General features: G+C 49.8%; 24 protein-coding genes and 1 riboswitch. Of the genes, 20 read left to right on the top strand and 4 right to left on the bottom strand.

The window, feature by feature from the left end:
- Positions 1-2: 2 nt before the first annotated feature.
- On the bottom strand, positions 3-713 hold the full coding sequence (locus Q9M42_RS03830; protein ID WP_322525197.1) for a lysophospholipid acyltransferase family protein: 711 nt from the start codon (positions 711-713) through the stop codon (positions 3-5).
- 280 nt (positions 714-993) lie between these two features.
- On the opposite strand from Q9M42_RS03830, the gene Q9M42_RS03825 reads away from it, so the two are divergent.
- On the top strand, positions 994-1,494 hold the full coding sequence (locus Q9M42_RS03825; RefSeq protein WP_322525196.1) for a PTS sugar transporter subunit IIA: 501 nt from the start codon (positions 994-996) through the stop codon (positions 1,492-1,494).
- Between the two features lie 51 nt (positions 1,495-1,545).
- Here Q9M42_RS03825 and uppP read toward each other — a convergent pair whose 3' ends face one another.
- Entirely contained in the window at positions 1,546-2,376 is an 831-nt protein-coding gene (gene uppP, locus Q9M42_RS03820) for an undecaprenyl-diphosphatase UppP (protein ID WP_322525195.1), read from the bottom strand.
- 154 nt (positions 2,377-2,530) lie between these two features.
- On the opposite strand from uppP, the gene Q9M42_RS03815 reads away from it, so the two are divergent.
- From Q9M42_RS03815 to Q9M42_RS03750, 14 genes are all read left to right on the top strand, one after another.
- A complete protein-coding gene (locus Q9M42_RS03815; RefSeq protein ID WP_322525194.1) occupies positions 2,531-3,070 on the top strand; it encodes an NUDIX hydrolase in 540 nt (179 codons plus the stop codon).
- Between the two features lie 226 nt (positions 3,071-3,296).
- Positions 3,297-3,785 carry a ferric iron uptake transcriptional regulator gene (gene fur / locus Q9M42_RS03810; RefSeq protein WP_322525193.1) on the top strand — a complete coding sequence of 163 codons (489 nt, stop codon included), beginning with the start codon at positions 3,297-3,299 and terminating at the stop codon, positions 3,783-3,785.
- A 155-nt stretch (positions 3,786-3,940) separates the two neighbouring features.
- Positions 3,941-4,828, top strand: coding sequence for a site-specific tyrosine recombinase XerD (xerD, locus tag Q9M42_RS03805; RefSeq protein WP_322525192.1), 888 nt, complete (start codon positions 3,941-3,943; stop codon positions 4,826-4,828).
- Between the two features lie 58 nt (positions 4,829-4,886).
- A complete protein-coding gene (gene deoB / locus Q9M42_RS03800; protein ID WP_440972306.1) occupies positions 4,887-6,041 on the top strand; it encodes a phosphopentomutase in 1,155 nt (384 codons plus the stop codon).
- Positions 6,034-6,876, top strand: coding sequence for a purine-nucleoside phosphorylase (locus Q9M42_RS03795; RefSeq protein WP_440972303.1), 843 nt, complete (start codon positions 6,034-6,036; stop codon positions 6,874-6,876). Before deoB ends, Q9M42_RS03795 begins: the two co-directional genes overlap by 8 nt.
- Positions 6,877-7,692, top strand: a complete 816-nt coding sequence (locus Q9M42_RS03790; RefSeq protein ID WP_322525190.1) for a purine-nucleoside phosphorylase — start codon at positions 6,877-6,879, stop codon at positions 7,690-7,692.
- Positions 7,693-7,721: 29 nt separating this feature from the next.
- On the top strand, positions 7,722-9,023 hold the full coding sequence (locus tag Q9M42_RS03785; protein WP_322525189.1) for a pyrimidine-nucleoside phosphorylase: 1,302 nt from the start codon (positions 7,722-7,724) through the stop codon (positions 9,021-9,023).
- 93 nt (positions 9,024-9,116) lie between these two features.
- Positions 9,117-10,442 carry a diaminopimelate decarboxylase gene (lysA, locus tag Q9M42_RS03780; RefSeq protein ID WP_322525188.1) on the top strand — a complete coding sequence of 442 codons (1,326 nt, stop codon included), beginning with the start codon at positions 9,117-9,119 and terminating at the stop codon, positions 10,440-10,442.
- 16 nt (positions 10,443-10,458) lie between these two features.
- Positions 10,459-10,896, top strand: coding sequence for a peptidylprolyl isomerase (locus Q9M42_RS03775; protein WP_022792317.1), 438 nt, complete (start codon positions 10,459-10,461; stop codon positions 10,894-10,896).
- Between the two features lie 74 nt (positions 10,897-10,970).
- A riboswitch (FMN riboswitch) is annotated at positions 10,971-11,120 on the top strand.
- A 170-nt stretch (positions 11,121-11,290) separates the two neighbouring features.
- Positions 11,291-12,373, top strand: coding sequence for a bifunctional diaminohydroxyphosphoribosylaminopyrimidine deaminase/5-amino-6-(5-phosphoribosylamino)uracil reductase RibD (ribD, locus tag Q9M42_RS03770; protein ID WP_322525187.1), 1,083 nt, complete (start codon positions 11,291-11,293; stop codon positions 12,371-12,373).
- A 4-nt stretch (positions 12,374-12,377) separates the two neighbouring features.
- Positions 12,378-12,977 carry a riboflavin synthase gene (locus Q9M42_RS03765; protein WP_322525186.1) on the top strand — a complete coding sequence of 200 codons (600 nt, stop codon included), beginning with the start codon at positions 12,378-12,380 and terminating at the stop codon, positions 12,975-12,977.
- 30 nt (positions 12,978-13,007) lie between these two features.
- Complete coding sequence (locus tag Q9M42_RS03760) at positions 13,008-14,216, top strand: bifunctional 3,4-dihydroxy-2-butanone-4-phosphate synthase/GTP cyclohydrolase II (protein WP_322525185.1); 1,209 nt, start codon at positions 13,008-13,010, stop codon at positions 14,214-14,216.
- A gap of 12 nt (positions 14,217-14,228) precedes the next feature.
- Positions 14,229-14,702 carry a 6,7-dimethyl-8-ribityllumazine synthase gene (gene ribH / locus Q9M42_RS03755; RefSeq protein ID WP_322525184.1) on the top strand — a complete coding sequence of 158 codons (474 nt, stop codon included), beginning with the start codon at positions 14,229-14,231 and terminating at the stop codon, positions 14,700-14,702.
- A 219-nt stretch (positions 14,703-14,921) separates the two neighbouring features.
- Entirely contained in the window at positions 14,922-15,299 is a 378-nt protein-coding gene (locus tag Q9M42_RS03750; RefSeq protein ID WP_322525183.1) for a GNAT family N-acetyltransferase, read from the top strand.
- Between the two features lie 56 nt (positions 15,300-15,355).
- Here the strand turns inward: Q9M42_RS03750 and Q9M42_RS03745 are convergent, their stop codons facing one another.
- The gene (locus tag Q9M42_RS03745) at positions 15,356-15,886 is read right to left on the bottom strand and encodes a DUF309 domain-containing protein (protein ID WP_322525182.1); all 531 of its coding nucleotides are present in this window, start codon (positions 15,884-15,886) and stop codon (positions 15,356-15,358) included.
- A 134-nt stretch (positions 15,887-16,020) separates the two neighbouring features.
- Between Q9M42_RS03745 and Q9M42_RS03740 the strand changes: the two genes are divergently transcribed.
- Both Q9M42_RS03740 and scpB read left to right on the top strand, forming a co-directional pair.
- A complete protein-coding gene (locus Q9M42_RS03740; protein WP_322525181.1) occupies positions 16,021-16,761 on the top strand; it encodes a segregation/condensation protein A in 741 nt (246 codons plus the stop codon).
- Positions 16,758-17,330, top strand: coding sequence for an SMC-Scp complex subunit ScpB (gene scpB / locus Q9M42_RS03735; RefSeq protein ID WP_322525180.1), 573 nt, complete (start codon positions 16,758-16,760; stop codon positions 17,328-17,330). The genes Q9M42_RS03740 and scpB overlap by 4 nt, the downstream gene beginning before the upstream one ends.
- Here scpB and Q9M42_RS03730 read toward each other — a convergent pair.
- Positions 17,315-17,842, bottom strand: a complete 528-nt coding sequence (locus Q9M42_RS03730; protein ID WP_322525179.1) for a hypothetical protein — start codon at positions 17,840-17,842, stop codon at positions 17,315-17,317. The genes scpB and Q9M42_RS03730 overlap by 16 nt on opposite strands.
- Positions 17,843-17,925: 83 nt before the next feature.
- Between Q9M42_RS03730 and Q9M42_RS03725 the strand changes: the two genes are divergently transcribed.
- From Q9M42_RS03725 to Q9M42_RS03715, 3 genes are all read left to right on the top strand, one after another.
- Positions 17,926-18,639: a pseudouridine synthase gene (locus tag Q9M42_RS03725; protein WP_322525178.1), complete on the top strand. Its 714-nt coding sequence runs from the start codon at positions 17,926-17,928 to the stop codon at positions 18,637-18,639.
- 92 nt (positions 18,640-18,731) lie between these two features.
- Positions 18,732-19,451: a response regulator transcription factor gene (locus Q9M42_RS03720; RefSeq protein ID WP_022792306.1), complete on the top strand. Its 720-nt coding sequence runs from the start codon at positions 18,732-18,734 to the stop codon at positions 19,449-19,451.
- Positions 19,448-21,193, top strand: coding sequence for an ATP-binding protein (locus tag Q9M42_RS03715; protein WP_322525177.1), 1,746 nt, complete (start codon positions 19,448-19,450; stop codon positions 21,191-21,193). The genes Q9M42_RS03720 and Q9M42_RS03715 overlap by 4 nt, the downstream gene beginning before the upstream one ends.
- Positions 21,194-21,198: the final 5 nt, after the last annotated feature.

Below are 21,198 nucleotides of genomic sequence, written 5' to 3'. Positions count from 1 at the left end.
TTCTATTTTTTCTGCCGGAGGGAGGTCCACCAGCTGCTCATCGTCTGTGAACCTCTCAAAACGGTAGTGTAGTTCTCCAGGTGCTCGTAAGCGATGTCTTCACGCATCTCGTCCCACTGGTGCTGCAGGTGACGCTCCAGTGCGTCCTGAGCGGACGCTCTCGAAGCGAGGTTTTCCGGTGTCCGGGGGAGCGGCGGGCCAATGTTTATGAAGATTTCAGGCTTTTGGTGGTGCAAAAATGTGTAGTGCATCGTAACCGGCACAAACGGCACATCCACCCGAGGAAGCAGATAGGAAATGCCGGGCTGAAGAGTGATCGGAAACTGATCGGCATGGGTTTCTGCCCCCTGCGGGAACAGCCAGACGTGATGACCGTTCACGAGTTTCTCCTCTGTGTAGCGAAGGGCATTAATAACATCGCGGCTGCTGCTGCGGTCCACCGAGTAGGCCCCGAGTCTGCGGAAAAATGGGAATTCGCGCAGCCCTTCTTCGTCCATCATGACGTAGCCCGGGTGGCGGAACCAGTGTTTATTTAAAAAATAGATTAAAAGACCGTCCCACCAGTTGCTGTGATTCACATAAAAAAGCGCAGCATCGTCGGTGTAGATACTGTTGTTGTGCATATGTACGGCTGAGAAATGCTTTTGGATCAAGCGCCGGTCATACAAATAAAACAACTTCTCAAAAAGTGGCTGTTTATTTTCTGTAATCATCTGCGCACCTCCTGTGTTGGACTGTATGTATAGAATTCAGGTTTAAATTATTATAAAAAGAAGGTATATACAATTAGAATAGAGTTCTATTCCTTATTCGTGCTCATTTAAAACGTGTTGTATAAACGTGCAGAAAAGAGTGTTACATTAGGCACTCTCTGGAATGTAACGGTAAAGACGTTCCCGAAAGTTTGTGCACAGGCTTGAAGTTCGTTACACTTACTAAGGCATATGCACAGCTTGAACGCAGTTGTGACTATATAAAAAGGAAGTGAATAAAATGTTAAAAAAACTATTTGGAAAAGAACAAAAACCTGTAGAAGTCACCATAAAATCGCCGGTCAGCGGGACATTCGTTGATATTACAGAAGTGCCGGATCCGACATTTTCAGAAAAAATGATGGGGGAAGGCTTCGCTGTTGACCCATCGGAAGGAATTATTCTTTCGCCGGTTAAAGGGAAGGTGGAACAGATCTTTCCAACGAAGCATGCCATTGGCATTCGTTCAGAGGAGGGACTGGATGTTTTAATCCATATCGGGCTTGAAACGGTATCTCTGGACGGAGAAGGCTTTACATGCAAAGTATCCGAAGGGGACAGCGTAGAAGAAGGCGACCTGCTGATGGAATTTGATATGGATGTGATCAGTGAAAAAGCTGCCAGTAAAATCACGCCCGTCGTATTCACTGAAGGCGATCAGGTTGAAAACATTCAAATGAACAGTGAAAACCGCCTGAAAGCGGGAGAAACCGTAGTAGCGACTGTAACTGTAAAGAAATAATAAAGTACAAAATCCAGCCGGACTCCGGCTGGATTTTTATGTGATAAACTATTATTCGACTACTGTGCTTCCCGGGTCGAGAAATAAAATAGTCACAAGCGCGAGCAGAAAGCAGTAGATCGCAAAGTAGGTGAGCTTTCCTTTATTCAGAAAGTTAATCAGCCAGACGATGCCGAGCCACGAAGTAATCAGCGAGGCGATGAATGCAGCAATAAGTGATACTGCACCTATGGAAGCGAGGCTGCCGTCTGCTATATCGCCGAGTGCGAGCACGGTTGATCCTAAAATGACAGGAATCGACAGCAGAAATGAAAAACGGACCGATGTCTCCCGATCAAGGCCGGAAAACAAAGCGGCAATCAGCGTGCTTCCGGATCTTGAAATTCCTGGAATGACCGCCACCGTCTGTGCGAGGCCGACAATAACCGCATCAAGCGTCGTCATTTCATTAACTGTACGGCTGCCAATGGTATAGGCCCGCTCGATAATGATGAGAAAAATGCCGGTAAGGGTGAGCGATACAGCGATCATCACCGGCGTTTTCAGGGCACTGCCAAGCGAATTCTCAAGAAAAATGCCAAGAATGCCGGTAATAACGGTGGCAAGTACTATGTACAAACAAAGGAAAAATTCAGGGCGGTCCTCCCGGCGCCGTTTGGCAATGTAACGGAAAAATACCTGAATCAGATGAATAATGTCTTTACGGAAATAAAACATGACGGCTACGATTGATCCCAAATGCAGGAAAATTTCAAATGAGAGGCCGGGGATCGAATGGCCGAGGAGAAATTCTGCAATGATGATATGTGCGGTACTTGAAATCGGCAGGAATTCTGCAATTCCCTGGACGATTCCTAGAAAAATAGCTTCAAAAATATTCATGGGTCCAACTCCTCCATCAGATTACTTGGATAGTGTAGCAAATCTGGTGATAATTAGGAAGAGTGAAAATAAGCAAAAGACTATTCTCACAGACAGTAAAAGACTGGTAAACTAAAACGAATGAATCATATTCGATGCAGAAAGGACGTTGACGATGGATTTTACAGAAAAAACAACGAATAAGAAAACAATATTTGAAGGGAAAATCGTCGATTTATCAGTGCACGACGTAACGCTTCCGGACGGGCGGAGCAGCAAACGTGAAGTGATTAATCACAGCGGTGCGGTTGCTGTGGTGGCGGTCACGCCGGAGCAGAAAATCGTTATGGTGAAGCAGTACCGGAAGCCGCTCGAAAAGCCGCTGGTGGAAATACCGGCCGGGAAACTCGAAGGTACTGACAGTCCTGAAGAAACAGCAGCCCGGGAATTAAAAGAAGAAACCGGGTACACAGCAGGGCGCCTGCAAAAAATTGCTTCATTTTATACCTCTCCCGGATTCGCAGACGAAATTGTTCATCTATATGAGGCTTTCGAACTGGAGTCCGGAGAACCGGAAACCGAAGAGGATGAATTTATTGAACTGATGGAAGTAAGTGTGAAGGAAGCAGATGAATTGATCCAGAGAGAAGAAATTCATGACGCTAAAACCATGTATGCAGTGCAGTATGTAAAAACGATTCTCGGTCAGCGGTAATTGAGATTGAATATCGTCATTTATCTGTCACATAGGGATTTCATTGATAATCAACGCCTGAATTACTGAAAATACGGGACAAAATAAGGTTTATATGCAATTTTCATGCCAATTTATTTATAATGATTTTAAACTGAGAGCGGTTATCGGTTTTATATTGACAGGCTTATTTAAAATTATTATAATAAGTTTATTACCCTTGAAGGAATAAGGGAGGTAGCGATAATTGGAAAATCGGGTAGAACGTATTAAAAAACAGCTGCATGAACAGAGCTACAAGTTGACCCCGCAAAGGGAAGCAACCGTACAGGTGCTTTTGGAAAATGAAGAAGATCATTTAAGTGCAGAAGATGTGTACCTTCTGGTGAAGGAAAAAGCGCCGGAGATTGGTCTTGCCACCGTGTACAGAACACTGGAATTACTTAATGAACTTGAAGTTGTGGACAAAATCAACTTTGGTGACGGAGTTTCACGGTATGACCTTCGGAAAGAAGGAGCCAGCCACTCTCACCACCATCTCGTCTGCATTGAATGCGGAACAGTTGATGAAATCCAGGAGGACCTGCTTGCAGAGGTCGAAAAGATTGTAGAAAAAGACTATCAATTTAAGGTAAAAGATCATCGTTTAACGTTCCACGGTGTCTGCCACCGCTGTCAGGCGAAGGCAAAAAAGAACAAAGAAAGTGCGGAGGCTCCTTCGCTGCACACGAATTAACATATGTACGGGCATCGTCTTTTGACAAAAAGCGGTGCTTTTTTTATTGTACAGTAGAATGAAAGCGGTATATTTACTGGCGCATTCGCCCTTTCCTAGTAATAAGCGACTATGCTATTCTTAGAAGGGAAGATTGGGAAGCAGGAGGCGGTCGTATGACCACGGAGGTACTGGACTTTATTCATTATTGCCAAGTTGAAAAAGGCCTCTCCAAAAACACGATTCAGTCGTATCAAAGAGACCTGGAACACTATAGAAAATTTATGCAGCTCCGGGAGAAGAAATCGTGGGCGGAAACTGAGCGTGCGGACATTGTGGATTTTTTGTATGCCCAAAAAGAAGCCGGACGCTCTACAGCTACGCTGGCTCGCTTTTTGTCATCGGTCCGGGCGTTTCACCAGTTTCTTCTGCGTGAACAGGTGGTAAAAAAGGATCCGGCGGAGTTGATTGAAATTCCGAAAGGGGAAAAGAAGCTTCCGACCGTACTGTCCACTCAGGAAGTTGAGCGGCTGCTCACAGCAGCTGAGGGCACGACAGCCTTTGCAAAGCGGAATCATGCGATGCTTGAGTGCATGTACGCTACCGGTTTGCGGGTAACTGAACTGTGTGAATTGAAAATGTCTGATGTACATCTGCAGATGGGATTTATCCGCTGTGTCGGTAAAGGAAACAAAGAAAGGATCGTTCCGCTTGGGAAAGTGGCTTCCGAGGCAATTGACACGTACATACATCACGGACGCAGTACGCTGATGAAAAACAAACGTCATGAGCTGTTATTTGTTAATCATCACGGCAATCCGCTTTCGAGGCAGGGTTTTTGGAAAATATTAAAAGCAACAGCAGGCCAAGCAGGGATCGAAAAAGCATTAACTCCGCATACTCTGAGGCATTCCTTCGCCACCCATTTGCTTGAAAACGGGGCAGATCTGCGGGCGGTCCAGGAGATGCTCGGACACGCCGATATTTCCACCACCCAGATTTACACCCATGTATCCAACCATAAATTAAAAGATGTATACCTGCAGGCGCATCCGAGAGCTTAGCAGAAAAGGAGAGAGAGTATTGGAAAACTACAAGTACCCACGCGTTTTTTTAGTTGTTATGGATTCCGTCGGCATTGGCGAAGCTCCTGACGCTGAAGAATACGGGGACAAGGGGGCCGACACGCTCGGTCATATCGCCCAGCATATGAACGGAATCAAAATTCCGAACCTTGAACGGCTCGGCCTTGGAAATATCCGGGAAATCCCGGGAGTGGAGGCATCAGCGTCACCAACAGCTTCGTATGGTTATATGGAAGAGATGTCGCGAAGCAAAGATACGATGACCGGCCACTGGGAAATCATGGGCCTTTATATTGACGAGCCTTTCCGCACATTTCCGGATGGCTTTCCGGATGAGCTTTTGCAGCAGCTTGAACAGGAAACAGGCCGGGGCGTTCTCGGAAACAAAGTGGCTTCAGGTACCGAGATCATTGAAGAGCTAGGCGAAGAGCATCAAAAAACCGGGAAGTTGATTGTCTACACCTCGGCGGATTCAGTGCTTCAAATCGCCGCACATGAGGATGAGGTACCGATTGAAGAACTGTACGACATCTGCGAAAAAGCCCGGGCGATGACGTATGAAGCTCCGTATATGATCGGCCGCGTGATTGCCCGCCCGTTCATCGGGTCCCCCGGAAATTATGAACGTACATCGAACCGCCATGATTACGCGCTTAAGCCATTTGGCCGCACGGTCATGAACGACCTAGAGGATGCCGGTCTTGACAGCATTGCTATCGGAAAAATCAGCGATATATATGACGGCGAAGGGGTGACGGAGTCGATCCGTACCTCCTCCAATATGGATGGCATGGATCGTGTCACAGAAACGGCGCAGAAATCCTTTACGGGTCTCAGCTTTTTAAATCTGGTGGATTTTGACGCTAAGTTCGGCCACCGCCGTGACCCGCAGGGATACGGAGAGGCGCTCGAGGAGTTTGACGCCAGGCTTCCGGAGCTGCTGGAAGCGATGGACGAAAGTGACCTTCTTATTATTACTGCCGATCACGGAAACGATCCCGTGCATCACGGCACTGACCATACCCGTGAAATCGTGCCGCTGATTGCCTACAGCAAAAGCACTGGCTCTGCTCCACTGGGCACCCGTAAAACATTTGCCGATATCGGTGCTACGGTGGCGGATAATTTCCATCTATCCATGCCAAAGTACGGTACAAGCTTCTTACAGCAATTAAAAAGGAAGGGTGAATAATTTGAGTATCCAGCAGCAAACCAAAGAAGCAGTTCAATACATTCAGTCCAATATCTCCACTGTACCGACGACCGGGCTCGTGCTCGGTTCCGGCCTGGGGGTGCTGGCCGATGAAATTAAAAACCCAGTCGTTCTAAAATATGAAGACATTCCCGGCTTTCCCGTTTCTACGGTGGAGGGCCACGCGGGCCAGCTTGTATTCGGTGAACTTGAGGGTATGCAGGTGGCAGCGATGCAGGGACGTTTTCATTACTATGAAGGCTATTCCCTCCAGGAAGTGACGTTTCCGATTCGCGTAATGAACGCGCTCGGAGTGAAACGGCTTCTTGTCACCAATGCTGCGGGCGGCGTGAACCACGACTTTGAACCGGGTGATTTAATGATTATCGATGATCACATCAACTGGCTCGGCGATAACCCGCTTATTGGAAAAAATGATGCAGAGCTCGGCCCCCGCTTTCCGGATATGAGTTCAGCGTATTCGAAAGGACTCGCCAAAATTGCTGACGAAGCGGCGCTGTCGCTGAACATCCGTATTCAGCGCGGCACGTATATGGCAAATACGGGACCGGCCTATGAAACCCCGGCAGAGGTCCGCATGGCACGTGTGCTTGGGGCAGACGCCGTTGGTATGTCCACGGTGCCGGAAGTGATCGTTGCCGTTCACGGAGGCATGGAAGTGCTCGGTATTTCCTGCATTTCAAACCTCGCTGCCGGCATGCTTGACCAGCCGTTAAGCCATGATGAAGTCATGGACACGACTTCAAAGGTCCAGGAAGATTTCTTGAAATTAATGAAAGAAACCCTTCGCCGGATCGCACGGGAGGATGCCTGAATGGATGCTGTAAAAACACAGGAAGCAAAGGAGTACATCCAGTCGAAATATAGTGCAGCGCCTGAGGTCGGCATGATTCTTGGCTCCGGGCTCGGCGACCTGGCTGATGATATTGAAGCGGCTACTGTGATCCCTTATGAAGACATTCCTCATTTTCCTGTCTCCACAGTGGAAGGCCATGCGGGGCGTCTAGTACTTGGCGAGCTCGAAGGAAAAACAGTCGTAGCGATGCAGGGCCGCTTTCATTACTATGAAGGCTATTCGATGCAGGAGGTGACATTCCCGGTCCGGGTGATGAAAGCGCTCGGCGCCGAGTTTTTATTTGTCACCAATGCGTGCGGAGGAATGCAGTCGTCGTTTCGGCCAGGGGACTTAATGGTGATTGAAGATCACATAAACTTTACCGGCACCAACCCGCTGATCGGCCGGAACGACAGCGATCTCGGACCGCGCTTTCCCGATATGAGCCAGGCGTACGATCCAGTACTCCGCGGTAAAGCGTTTCAGGCCGCTGAAACACTTGAAATTGACTTGAAACGCGGCGTCTACGGCGGCATTAGCGGTCCAAACTTTCTGAGCCGGGCAGAGTTAATTCTGCTTCGGAACGTCGGCGCTGATGTAGTGGGCATGTCCACGGTGCCAGAGGTAATTGTGGCTCAGCATGCAGGGCTGCGCGTGTTAGGTGTTTCATGCATTACTGATATGGCTGTCGGCGAAGAAATTGTCAGCATATCCCACGAGGAAGTGATGGAAACGGCGGCCAAAACCAAGCCGATTTTTATTTCTTTAATGAAAGAAATCGTCAAAAATACGTAATTAACAGCAATGTGTAAAGGGGCCATACTATGAGAATGGTGGATATTATTGCAAAAAAGCGCGATGGAAAAGAACTGAATGAAGAAGAAATCCGCTGGTTTGTGGAATCATACAGCAACGGCGAGGTACCGGATTACCAGGCATCGGCGTTTGCGATGGCGATTTACTTTCAGGATATGACCCAGAAGGAATCTGCCGCCCTCACCTACGCGATGGCTGAGTCCGGCGATCAGCTCGACCTTTCGGCAATCGAAGGAATCAAGGTGGACAAGCACTCTACCGGAGGCGTCGGCGACAAAACGACGCTGATTATAGGACCGATTGTAGCAGCGTGCGGTGTTCCTGTAGCGAAGATGTCCGGACGCGGACTCGGGCACACCGGCGGCACGATTGATAAGCTGGAAAGCTTCCGTGGATTTGAAACAGAGATTCCAAAGGAAGAGTTCGTCAGTCTTGTTAATGAGCATAAAATAGCTGTCGCAGGCCAAAGCGGCAACCTCACCCCGGCAGACAAAAAGCTTTACGCACTCCGGGACGTGACGGCAACTGTAAACTCCATTCCGCTGATTGCAAGCTCGGTGATGAGTAAAAAAATCGCTGCTGGCGCAGATGCGATCGTGCTTGACGTAAAGGCAGGGTCAGGCGCCTTTATGAAAGAAGTGGAGGAAGCAAAGCGTCTGGCGGAAGCAATGGTGGAAATCGGCCAGTCACTCGATCGTAAAACGATGGCGGTCATTTCCAATATGGATCAGCCGCTCGGCCGGACCGTCGGTAACGCGCTCGAAGTAAAAGAAGCAATTGAAACGCTGCAGGGCAACGGCCCGGAGGACCTGCATGAGCTGAGCGTCACGCTTTCTTCCTATATGCTTGTAGCAGGCGGCAAAGCCGACACGCTCGAGCAGGCGGAAAAAATGGTGCTTCAGGTGATTGAAAACGGGGACGCGCTTGAAAAAATGAAAGCATTTGTGAAAAATCAGCACGGTGATGCCTCCGCTGTAGATCATCCGGAGAGCCTTGCTGCTGCTGAGCACCGGGTAGAAGTGAAGGCGGAAGCCTCCGGCTACGTACACGGCATTGAAGCCGAAGAAATCGGCGTAAGTGCGATGCTTCTCGGAGCCGGAAGGGCCACCAAGGACGATGTGCTTGATTACAGTGTGGGCATCGAACTGACGAAAAAAATCGGTGACCCTGTACAAAAAGGCGATACAATTGCGGTCATGCACGTAAATGCCCAGGACAGCGCTGAGAGCGCCAGGAAAATTTCTGAAGCCTTTACGATTGCAGAAGCTGCGGTGGAAAAACCAGTCCTCATTTATGAAACCGTGCAGTAATTGCACGGTTTCTTTACTTGCATAAAGCTTTTGTCTTTTTCGGAAGCGTGCTAAAATAAACGAACGAGGAGGAGCAACGAAGGAGAGAATAATATGCAGCTTCATGGAACGCACCATATAAATGAACACGGCCACCTGGAGATTGGCGGGGTGGATACCGTTAACATAAAGCAGGAATACGGGAGCCCGGTTTACGTCTACGACGTCGCTTTGATGCGGGAGCGGGCCCGGGGGTTTCAGCAGGCTTTTGAAGATAACGGGATGACGTATCAGGTGGCCTACGCAAGCAAGGCCTTTAGCTGTGTTGCAATGTCACAGCTGGCGAAAGAAATGGGACTCAGTCTGGACGTGGTTTCCGGGGGAGAGCTGATGACGGCATCAAAAGCCGGTTTTCCGATGGAAAAGGTTCATTTTCACGGTAATAATAAAAGCGAAGCAGAAATCGCTCTCGCCATTGAGCTTGGCATCGGCTGTTTTGTGATTGATAATTTTCATGAAATTCAATTGATTGAGCAGCAGGCGGTCAGGCAGCAGACGCATGTGGAAGCGTTGATCCGGACGACTCCGGGCATCGAGGCGCACACACATGAATACATTTCCACTGGGCAGGAGGATTCAAAGTTTGGCTTTGACCTGACGTCCGGTCAGGCAGACCAGGCTATTTACCGCCTGCAGCAGAGTCCGTCCATCAACATTAAAGGCGTGCATTGTCATATCGGTTCGCAGATTTTTGAAACGAGCGGATTTACAATGGCTATCAAAAAGCTGTTTGACCAGTTTGTGCATTGGCAGGAGCATCTGCAGTTCACGCCGGATGTACTGAACTGCGGCGGCGGCTTTGGGATCCGCTATGTGGAAGGGGATGAACCGCTCGCACCGGAGCAGTACGTGCAGGATATGATCCAGTCGGTCAAACAGGAAGCGCTCCGTACCGGCATGGACGTGCCGGAGATCTGGATTGAGCCTGGGCGCTCCATCAGCGGCGATGCCGGCACGACGTTATATGACGTAGGGTCGAAAAAAGATATTCCCGGCGTCCGCCGGTACATTTCGGTGGACGGCGGCATGTCCGACAACATACGTCCGGCATTGTATCAGGCAGAGTATGAAGGCATTCTTGCCAACCGCGGTCATGAAAAAGCCGATGATACGTTTTCGGTTGCCGGTAAGCTTTGTGAAAGCGGCGATATGCTGATTTGGAATCTACCGCTTCCGGAAGTGAAAACTAATGATACGCTGGCGGTTTTCTGTACAGGAGCCTACGGGTATTCCATGGCCAACAATTACAACCGTCTCCCGCGCCCGCCGGTCGTCTTCGCCGAAGACGGCGAATCGCACCTGGTCGTTCGCGGAGAAACGTACGAGGACATTCTTCAGTATGACCTGTCCTATGCGCCCGCAAAGGCAAAAACAAAATAAAAAGGGGTATAGAGAGATGAAAAAAGGTAAAATCGCATTTGAAAACGGAGAAACAGTAACATTGGAATTTTTCCCGGAGGACGCGCCGGGCACGGTGAAAAACTTTGAAAGTCTGGCAAATGACGGCTTCTATGATGGCCTTACGTTCCACCGCGTCATCCCGGGCTTTGTTGCCCAGGGCGGATGCCCGAATAACCGCGGAGACGGCGGCCCGGGATACACGATTCCTTGTGAAACGGAAGGGAACCCGCGCACTCACGAAAGAGGCTATTTGTCGATGGCGCATGCCGGAAAAGACACCGGTGGCAGCCAGTTCTTTATTCTGTTTGACCAGCAGCCGCACCTGAACGGCGTGCATACGGTATTTGGCCGTGTGACAGATAACATGGACCAGGTGGACCGTATCCAGGCGCAGGATGTTATGAAGGAAGTGCGGGTCTGGGACGAAGCATAAGCTGAATCTTTTGACGGATATATGAGAACGTAATAAAATGTATTTTAACTTCATACGGTACGTTGATTGCGATCAACATCCTTCGGGGTCGGGTGCAAGTCCCAACCGACGGTGATAAAGCGAATGCTTTTCAGTCCGTGACCCGGTAAGCGCTGCTGGCGTGGACGGTGGATTCAGTGCAACTCTGAAGCCGACAGTAACAGTCTGGATGGGAGAAGGAAAAAACCGTATTCGAAAAAATTCTGTTTTTCTGTCCGCAGCCGCAACGGCCGCTGAAGAGAACTGGAATATTATTTTGGATACGTATGTATAAAAGCCCCCGGATGTTCATTCGGGGGCTTTTTTTGTTTCTGTAATCAATAGCAGCAATTAAAAATAAAGGAGGTCCGGCCATATGGATCATACCTGGATGCACACAGCACTCGAACTAGCACGCTCGACGGAAGGGCAGACTTACCCGAATCCAATGGTCGGTGCCGTCGTCGTTAAAGATGGAAGAATCGTGGGGATGGGAGCTCATCTTCGCTCCGGGGAAGCACATGCAGAAGTCCATGCGCTCGAGATGGCAGGGGATGAAGCTGAAGGAGCATCGATTTACGTCACCCTTGAGCCCTGCAGCCATTACGGCCGTACTCCGCCATGTGCCAAACAGATTATTGAAGCGGGCATTGTAAAAGTAGTGGTGGCAGCGTCAGACCCGAATCCGCTTGTAGCCGGAAAAGGCATACAGATGATGGAAGAAGCAGGCCTTGAAGTGGTGACCGGAGTCAGACAGGAAGAAGCGGCTTACTTAAACCGGAAATTTTTTCATTTTATTAAAACTGGAAAACCTTACGTCACGGCTAAAACAGCTTCTTCCCTTGACGGAAAGACTGCTACGGCCACAGGCGAAAGCCAGTGGATTACCGGAAAACCAGCCCGGGAGGACGTCCACCGGGAGAGGCGCCGGTGCGATGGCATATTAGTCGGCCTCGGAACTGTGCTGAGCGATGATCCGTCCCTTACGGCCCGTGTTCCTGAAACGGGAGTGACGCCGGCACGGATAGTACTTGACAGTGAGCTCCGGATGCCGGAAAACAGCCGGATGCTGAAGGACTCCTCAGCTCCGGTCTACGTTTTGACGAACGGTCCGGCTGATGCTGAGAGGCAGCACCGCCTGGAAGAAGCGGGGGCTGAAGTAATTCCAGTCGCTTCCGGTGTGAAAAATATCTCCGCGGTGCTGGATGTGCTCGGTGAAAAGAAAATCGTTTCATTGTTTGTGGAAGGAGGGGCCGGGGTTCTCGGCTCCTTCCTGGAAGCCGAACTGATTCAGGAATATTTAATGTATGTAGCGCCGATAGTGATTGGCGGGGAAAATGCACCCGGAGTCTATCACGGAAATGGTATTTCGACGCTTCAGGAAGCCCGGGCATTTTCATTGATAAAGGAAGAAACATTCGGGCAGGACCGAAAATATACACTGCAGGCCGGGGAGTGAAAGCATGTTTACAGGTATTGTAGAAGCGACAGGAACAGTATCAAAAATGACGCATCAGGAAAATTTAATTCAGCTGGAGCTTGAGAGTGATCTGGATATGGACAGTATTCGCATTGGCGACAGCATCTCGGTAAATGGCATCTGCCTCACGGCGACGGCTAAAAAAGGACGGTGCGTCTACGTAGACGTGATGGCTGAAACGCTCAAGCATACGAGTCTGAAATATATGAAAGAAGGAACACGAGTAAATCTTGAGCTTGCGATGCAGGCCGGAGGACGGTTTGGCGGGCACTTCGTTCAGGGCCATGTAGATGCAACGGGAACCATTGCTTCCATTGAAGAGGAAGAAAACATGATTTACGTGTGCGTGCAGACACCGAAGGAGCAGCTCCGCTACATGACCAATAAAGGCTCCGTCACAGTTGATGGCATCAGTTTGACAATTTTCGGAGTGGACGACGAAAAAGAAACCTTTACTTTGTCGATTATTCCGCATACATGGCAGGTAACCAACCTGGCAGATAAACAGGCTGGTGATCTGGTCAACATTGAATGTGACATGCTTGCCAAATATACAGAACGTCTGTTAACTGTAGATAAATAAAACCTTTGCAAAGAAAGTAGGAACGATACCATGGAGGAACGACGCTGGTTTGACCCCATTGAAGAAGCGTTAGATGAACTGAGAAACGGGCAGGTTGTGATCGTCTGTGATGACGAAGACCGGGAAAACGAAGGAGATTTCGTCGCCCTGTCGGAAAACATTGATGCCCAGACAATTAACTTTATGATTACGTATGGCCGCGGTCTCGTTTGCACGCCGATTACAGAAGAGCAGGCCGGGCGTCTGCAGCTTCAGCCGATGGCTGATCAAAATACTGATCCGCACGGCACTGCTTTTACGGTGAGCGTCGACCACGTGTCGTCCAAAACCGGTATCAGTGCTTCCGAGCGGGCGCTGACGATCCAGCACCTTGCCAATCAGACCGCAGAACCGGGAGACTTTCAGCGTCCGGGCCATGTGTTTCCACTTATTGCAAAAGAAGGCGGAGTCCTGCAGCGGGCCGGTCATACGGAGGCTGCGATTGACCTTGCACGCCTGTCCGGAAAAACAGCGTCAGGGACAATTTGTGAAATCACACGGGAAGACGGGGAAATGGCCCGGGTGCCGGAGCTGCGCGAAATCGCTGACCGGTTCGGGTTGAAAATGGTAACGATCAAAGATTTAATCAGCTACCGCCGCCACCGCGAAAAACTAGTGAAGCGGGAGGCGGATACGAGCCTTCCGACCGAATTCGGTGATTTCCGAGCGCTTGGTTTTACTTCCTCCATTGATGGGAAAGAAATGATGGCACTTGTAAAAGGGGAGATCGATCCGGAGGAAGAAACACTGGTCCGGGTTCATTCGGAATGTCTGACTGGGGACGTCTTCGGTTCCAAGCGTTGTGACTGCGGACCGCAGCTGCAGGCAGCGCTGATGCAGATTGAAAAAGAAGGAAAAGGTGTACTGCTTTATATGCGCCAGGAAGGACGCGGCATTGGGTTGATCAATAAGTTAAAAGCTTATGAGCTGCAGGAGGCGGGCTATGATACAGTGGAAGCAAACAAAAAGCTCGGTTTCCCGGACGATCTGCGTGAATACGGGATCGGTGCCCAGGTGCTCCGCGACATCGGTGTAGGAAAAATGAAGCTGCTCACCAACAATCCGAGGAAAATAACGGGTATCTCCGGCTACGGCCTTGAAGTGACGCAGCGGATTGCAATACAGCTGCCGCTGCAGGAGGAAAACGAGAAATATATGCGTACGAAGTTTCAAAAATTGGGACACATGCTTCATTTTTAGGAGGAAAATAGAATGACAACTACTATTGAGGGCAACGTAAACGGCAGTGGACAAAAAATTGCGATCGTTGTAGCACGTTTTAATGAATTTATTAACAAACAGCTGCTTGAAGGAGCGGAAAGCACGCTGATACGCAGCGGGCTGAAGGAAGAAGATATAGATGTTATCTGGGTGCCCGGGGCATTTGAAATTCCTTTTGCTGCCCAGCAGGCAGCAAAAACGAAAAAATACGACGCGATTGTGGCTATTGGCACCGTTATCCGCGGCGCTACTCCACATTTTGACTATGTATGCAGCGAATCCGCCAAAGGAGTCGCAAATGTATCCCTTCAGGAAGAGCTTCCGGTCATTAACGGCATTATCACGGTGGAATCCATTGAACAGGCGATTGAACGGGCCGGCACAAAAGCTGGAAATAAAGGTTCCGAGGCAGCTATGGGCGCCGTGGAAATGGCCAGTCTTGCAAAAAAAATCCGCATGGAGTAAAATAAATCACACGGTTTAAAGCCGTGTGATTTTGGTTTGAGTGATTACACGCGCATGAGCGGTGATGAGCGGCTTTCAGTTATAATTACCTATATTCCTCTTGCATTTCTGTCTAAAAGCGTGTATGGTCAATGGTGAATTTGGATAATGGTTTGCGTAAATTATGGAAATGAAGACAAATTTGTCTGAAATTCTGATCACAATGAGGGATAATTGGTTATGTTGATTAAGTATAAACAATCCTATAAAAAAATAGCGATGGGGCTTCTTTCATACATGCCGGAAGAAAAAGATGTAAAAAAGCTCCAGGAAACGGTCCAGCAGTATGAAGAAACAGATGACTGGCAGCTGTTTATGTGGAAGGAAGACGATGATATTGTCGGAGTCGTCGGTCTGCGTTACACCGAAAACGGACAAGCAGAGCTTCGCCATGTATGCGTGAATCCATCCTACCGGGATGAAGGCATCGGCAAAAAAATGGTGCAGGCGGTCAGAGGCCGTCTCGACCAGGACCTGGTTGCAAGCAAGGAAACGGTCCAGTTCCTGCAGGTGTGCGATGAGCACCAAAAAGATATTCTGGAAAATGAAGTGCACTAATACCCACCCGCCGGTGAACGGCGGGTTTTTTAATGGAAATACGAAGAATACCCGGATTACAGACCGCCACTCCGGCGCTGCTTGTCCCGGATGCGAAGCTGTTTGTCTCGTTCATGAACGATATCGGTGCGGTCACGGAGCACGTGCTTGTGGATGAGGTCCGTATCTTCAAGCGGAGAGGCCTGGAGCCACGGTATTCTTTTTTGTTCACACAGACGTATGCACTGGGCTTCCAGTTCGGGATCCATCATCGGCAGGTTCATGTCCCGGAACGGCTCTCCGAGGTGTTCGAGCTGTTCCCGGGTAGCCTGCAGCAGCCTCCCGGCGTCGAGCCCGAGCTCCTGCAGACGCCCGGGAAGCGGCCCGAGAATCACGCCGGCGTTTTTCAGGCACTTGGAAGCACCAGTAAGGTTTCCTCTCCGCTCGTGGTACAGACCAACAGCGATCTGAATCAGGCCGGGCCATACAGGATCACGTTCTCCGGAAGGAGCTTCTTTCCAGTGGTCCTCAAGTATTTCATGGCATTCAAAGTAATCGCGGGTGCTGTGAAATTCGACAAGAAACAGAATATAGGCGTCTGGATACATACAGTGGTTTCTCCTTTCAAAAATCATTGATAGAACTGATTGTATCAAAAACATACGGGGAAAACGCATGCCCTGCTTACAGCGGATATGATATACTTGCAACAGCACTCAACAAGTGATGAAGGATGGGAACTATGTCCGAGCAGTATAAAGTAAAAATTGATCAATTTGAAGGGCCGCTTGATGTGCTGCTTCATTTTGTCCAGCAGGCGGAGATGGATATTCAGGATATTCCGCTCGCTGCAATTACGGATCAGTATTTGCAATATGTCCGGACTATGCAGGAGCTTGAGCTTGATGTGGCGGGTGAGTACCTCGTGATGGCTGCTACGCTTTTGCAGATCAAAAGCCAGACTCTGCTTCCCGTGACAGCTGATGAAGAGGCCTGGATTGAGGAAGAAGACCCGAAAGAACAGCTGATTGAGCAGCTTGAAGAATACAGGCGCTATAAAGAAGCAGCCGGGAAGCTTCAGCAAAAAGAAGAGCAGCAGCAACAGGTGTACAAAAAACCGCTGAGCGAATGGAGTACTGGGGAAGAAAAGGAAGAAAGTCTTCCGGAGGGGCTGACAGTGTATGACATGGTGGCAGCGTTTCAGAAGATGAAAGAACGGGCGAAAAATGCCCATCCTCCGCAGGCCACTGTCCGGGCGGATGAATATTCGGTGGAAGACCGGATGACAGAGGTAATGGGAGAAGTCGAACGACTCGATGCCTGTTCGTTTTACCAGCTGTTTGAAGAAACGAGAACCAGACCGCAGATGGTGGTAACTTTTCTTGCTCTGCTCGAACTGATGAAACAAAAGCAAATTCGCTGCGAGCAGGTGCACAATTTTGATGATATAACGATTCAACTGGCAGAAAAGGTGAAGGTATGAAACGGGAAAAAACGATAGAGGGGACGCTGGAATCCCTGCTGTATATTAGCGGAGATGAAGGCCTGGAGGCAGAACAGGCTGCCAGAGCGCTCGGTATAGAAACGGAAACGGCCCGCGAACACTTAATCTCCTTAAAGGATGCCTGGGCGGAGCGGGAAGGCGGCCTGCAGATTACTCAGGCGGAAAATACATTTTTCTTCGCGACGGTGCCCGGGGCGGCGGAAGCGATTGAGCAGTTCAGTGAGCAGCAGAACCGGCAGACGCTCAGCCAGGCAGCTCTGGAGACACTTGCCATTATTGCGTACAATCAGCCGGTGCTGCGGGCGGACATCGATCAGGTGCGTGGAGTAAAATCGGACCGGGCGCTTCAGACCCTTCTCACAAAAGGACTCGTCAAAGAATTTGAGCGTACCCAGAAGCCGGGGAGACCGATGTCTTTTGTAACGTCCACCCGCTTTTTAGAGTATTTTGGACTTGAAACCCTGGAAGAACTGCCGCCGCTCGAGGATGCAGAGCAGCCGGAACAGGCGGATCTGTTTTTCCGGGAACTGTATCAAGATGAAGAATAAGTGAAAAGCGCTGATAAGCGCTCTGCTTCCTGGTACAGTGACTTAGTGGCGGCGTGGACAGTTTCCCAACTGTCAGCGCCGTTTTGTGCGTTTGACACAAATACGGTTTTCCAGCTGCTCGTACCAGTTTTCCAGTACGAATCAAGGTATATGCGGTATCGCTGGAAAAATTGCTGCAGTTCATCTGCTTCGTGGGACGGAAAGGCAGTGTGAAGCTGTTCTTCCGAAAAATGCAGAGCGTGCTCGGACTCCCGGACAGCCCGGGGGTGGGGCGCATTGAACTGCCGGAACAAAGCATCTTTCACTGTCATGAACCGAATGTAGATGTCCTGCTCGATGGAGGCAGAATAAGCCTGTGTCCGGGCGGTTTCTGCCTCGGTCTCGAGTCGGTTTACGCGCAGTTTCACTTCCCGCAGCTGTCTATATGTATGGTAGGTGCGCACAGCGGACCAGGCGGTTATACCGGTAAGAAGCAGCAGGACTGCATAAAGAATCAGAAAATGAAATGTCATATGGAACGCTCCTTTCTCCGTATTGTAGCGGAAGCAGGACGAAAATAAAATAAGCAGAAAAAACTGTATGAGGAGGCCTATCTATGGAAAGATTACAAAAAGTGATTGCCCAGGCCGGCATCACTTCAAGAAGAAAAGCAGAAGACTATATTACGGACGGCCGGGTGAAGGTGAACGGCAAAACAGTTAAAGAGCTCGGCAGTAAAGTCGGTATTAATGACCAGGTGGAAGTGGACGGCATTCCGCTCACAAAGGAAGAACCGGTCTATTATTTACTGTACAAGCCGAAGCAGGTTATTTCCGCGGTAGCGGATGATAAAAACCGCAAAGTGGTCACCGATTTCTTTCCCGAAGTAAAGGCGCGTATTTTCCCTGTCGGCCGGCTGGATTACGACACTTCCGGGCTGCTGCTTTTAACTAATGACGGCGAATTCGCCAATAAAATGATGCACCCAAAAAGCAACGTAAAAAAGACGTATATCGCGAAGGTGACGGGGAAGCCGTCCGCAGAAAAGCTGCAGCTTCTCCGTCACGGGATTGAGCTTGACGGGGTAAAAACGGCCCCTGCGAAAGTGAACGTTAAATCCGCCAACAAAAAAGGCAACAGCTCGATTATTGAAATTGTGATTCATGAAGGTAGAAATCATCAGATCCGCCGCATGTTCGAAAAGATCGGACACCCGGTGGAAAAGCTGAAGCGCGAGCAGTACGCCATGCTCGATCTGCTCGGAATGAATCCGGGGGAAACCCGCCCGCTGAAGCCTAAAGAAGTTAAGCAGCTCAAGGATCTGGCCTGAAAGTTCATCGATGTTTCAGGCCTGCCGCTTGGAATATCAGTCTGGCGGCGGGTAAAATGAATGCATAAGCTTTTTAGACAGGAGAGGATTTCATGGACCAGCAGACAACCATATTAGTCGTAGACGATGAAGCCCGGATCCGCCGGCTTATCCGGATGTATTTGGAGCGCGAAGATTTTTTGATTGAAGAGGCGGAAAACGGGGAGGACGCTCTTGCGATGGCTCTGGAAAAGGACTACGACGTTATCCTGCTTGATTTAATGCTTCCCGGCATGGACGGCGAAGAAGTGTGCGAACAGCTGCGTGAAACGAAAGCGACGCCGGTTATTATGCTGACAGCCAAGGGAGAGGAATCCAACAGGGTACAGGGGTTTGAGGTAGGGGCTGATGACTACATTGTCAAGCCATTCAGCCCGCGCGAGGTAACGCTGCGCGTAAAGGCCCTGCTCCGGCGCTCATCGTCCACCAAATATATGAAGCCGGAAGCATCTGCCAATGAAGTATTGGTTTTTCCGCATTTAACGATTGATAACGATGCCCACCGGGTGACGGTGGACAATAAAATCATCGGTCTGACGCCGAAGGAGTACGAGCTGCTTCTGTATCTGGCCCAGTCGCCGGATAAAGTATTCTCCCGCGAGCAGCTGTTGAAAGACGTATGGAAATACGATTTCTTTGGAGACCTCCGGACAGTGGATACGCACGTGAAGCGCCTGCGTGAAAAGCTGAATAAGGTTTCTGAAGATGCAGCGGATATGATCTCCACAGTATGGGGCGTCGGCTATAAATTCGAGGTGGAGCAAAAGCAATGATCTGGCGCAGTGTCGTCGGAAAGCTTTGGCTGACTATACTGGGACTGTTAACGGTAGTCCTGTTAATTCTTACGATCCTGCTGCTTCAGTTTTTCGAGCAGTTTAATATTTCGGAAGCAGAAAACCAGCTGACCAACAATGCTGAAATCATTGCCACAGCGCTTCAGGAAGAAAACTCCCCGGAGAGTTCGCAGCCGGTCATTGATCAGATTGCCGGCACGTACAATTCGGAAGTGATGGTATTTATCGATGGAGACCTCTGGTACGGCTCCGGGGGCGGGGATGGCCTGGCGGCCTCTGATATTCAAAATAGTAATGAGCTCGGACGGGTGGCAGGAGAACGGGAGCAGGTGACGGTTCATGATACCTTTTCCATGGACGGCGGAGAGGACGAAATTTTTGCTGTCGGCGAGCCGTTTACAACTAACGACGGCCGCGAGGGGGAAGTATATGTGTACCAATCGCTCTCGGTCATTGAAGAGACCACGGGGGAAACGAAGCAGATTATTCTGCTTTCGGCTGGTATTGCAATTATTTTAACCACCGTTTTTGCATTTTTTCTGAGTACCCGTATTACAGCACCACTCCGGAAAATGCGCGAGCTTGCCCTCAATGTGCTGAAAGGGGATTTCGACTCTAAGGTGCCTGTAGTAAGCAACGATGAGATCGGACAGCTCGGCAATGCATTTAATCGGATGCGGCGGGAGCTTTCACATAACCTTACAGCGCTGAACCAGGAAAAAGAGCAGCTGAGCCGCATCCTGCACAGCATGGCTGATGGCGTCATCACCTTTGACCGGGGAGGGACGATGGTGCTGACCAATCCCCCGGCGGACTACTTTATCCGTTTGAACCAGCTTGAGAATAAACAGGAAACAAGCTCGCTACCAGCGGAGGTTACCAGCTTGTTTGAAAAAGCGGTGGAGACAGAGATGGAGCAGCTTGATGAGTTTGAGGTGCAGGGCCGGAGCTTTGCGGTGCTGGTTACCCCGCTTTATGGCAACGAAGACGTCCGTGGTGCAGTAGCTGTAGTCAGGGATATGACAGAAGAACGCCGGCACGATAAGCTGCGTAAGGACTTTATCGCCAACGTATCCCACGAGCTGCGGACACCAATAAGCATGCTCCAGGGGTACAGTGAAGCCATTGTGGATGATATTGCAGCGACGGAGGAAGAAAAGAAAGAGATCGGACGCATCATTTATGATGAATCGCTGCGCATGGGGCGTCTGGTGAATGAACTGCTTGATCTTGCCCGGATGGAAGCCGGCTACCTGAAGCTCGAAAAAGAGGAGGGGGAAGTGACATCCTTCTTTCAGCGGGTGGAACGGAAATTCCAGGGACTTGCTGATGAATCGGAGGTGCAGCTCGAGCTGGATCTGCATGCCCCGGAACCATACGCCTATATTGATGTTGACCGGGTAGAGCAAATTCTGACAAACCTGGTCCACAATGCGATTCGTCATACCGAAGCAGGGGGAACTATTACCATCAGGGCTGTAAACGACGATTCACTGCATATGGAAGTCAGCGATACAGGCAGCGGAATCTCAAAAGAGGATCTCCCATATGTATTTGAACGTTTTTATAAAGCAGACAAAGCAAGAACGCGTGGCAAGGGAGGCACCGGGCTCGGACTTGCCATAGTTAAAAATATTGTCGACGCCCATCAAGGGGCTATTGCAGCAGAAAGTGAGCCGGGGGAAGGGACGACGTTTTATATTGATCTGCCGAATAAGTAAAGCCA

Origin of the sequence: Marinococcus luteus (genome assembly GCF_034497705.1) — a bacterium.
Classification (GTDB): Bacteria; Bacillota; Bacilli; order Bacillales; family Marinococcaceae; genus Marinococcus; species Marinococcus luteus_A.
The sequence above is the reverse complement of the archived record's forward strand: the minus strand, read 5'-3'. Positions and strand labels throughout refer to the sequence as shown.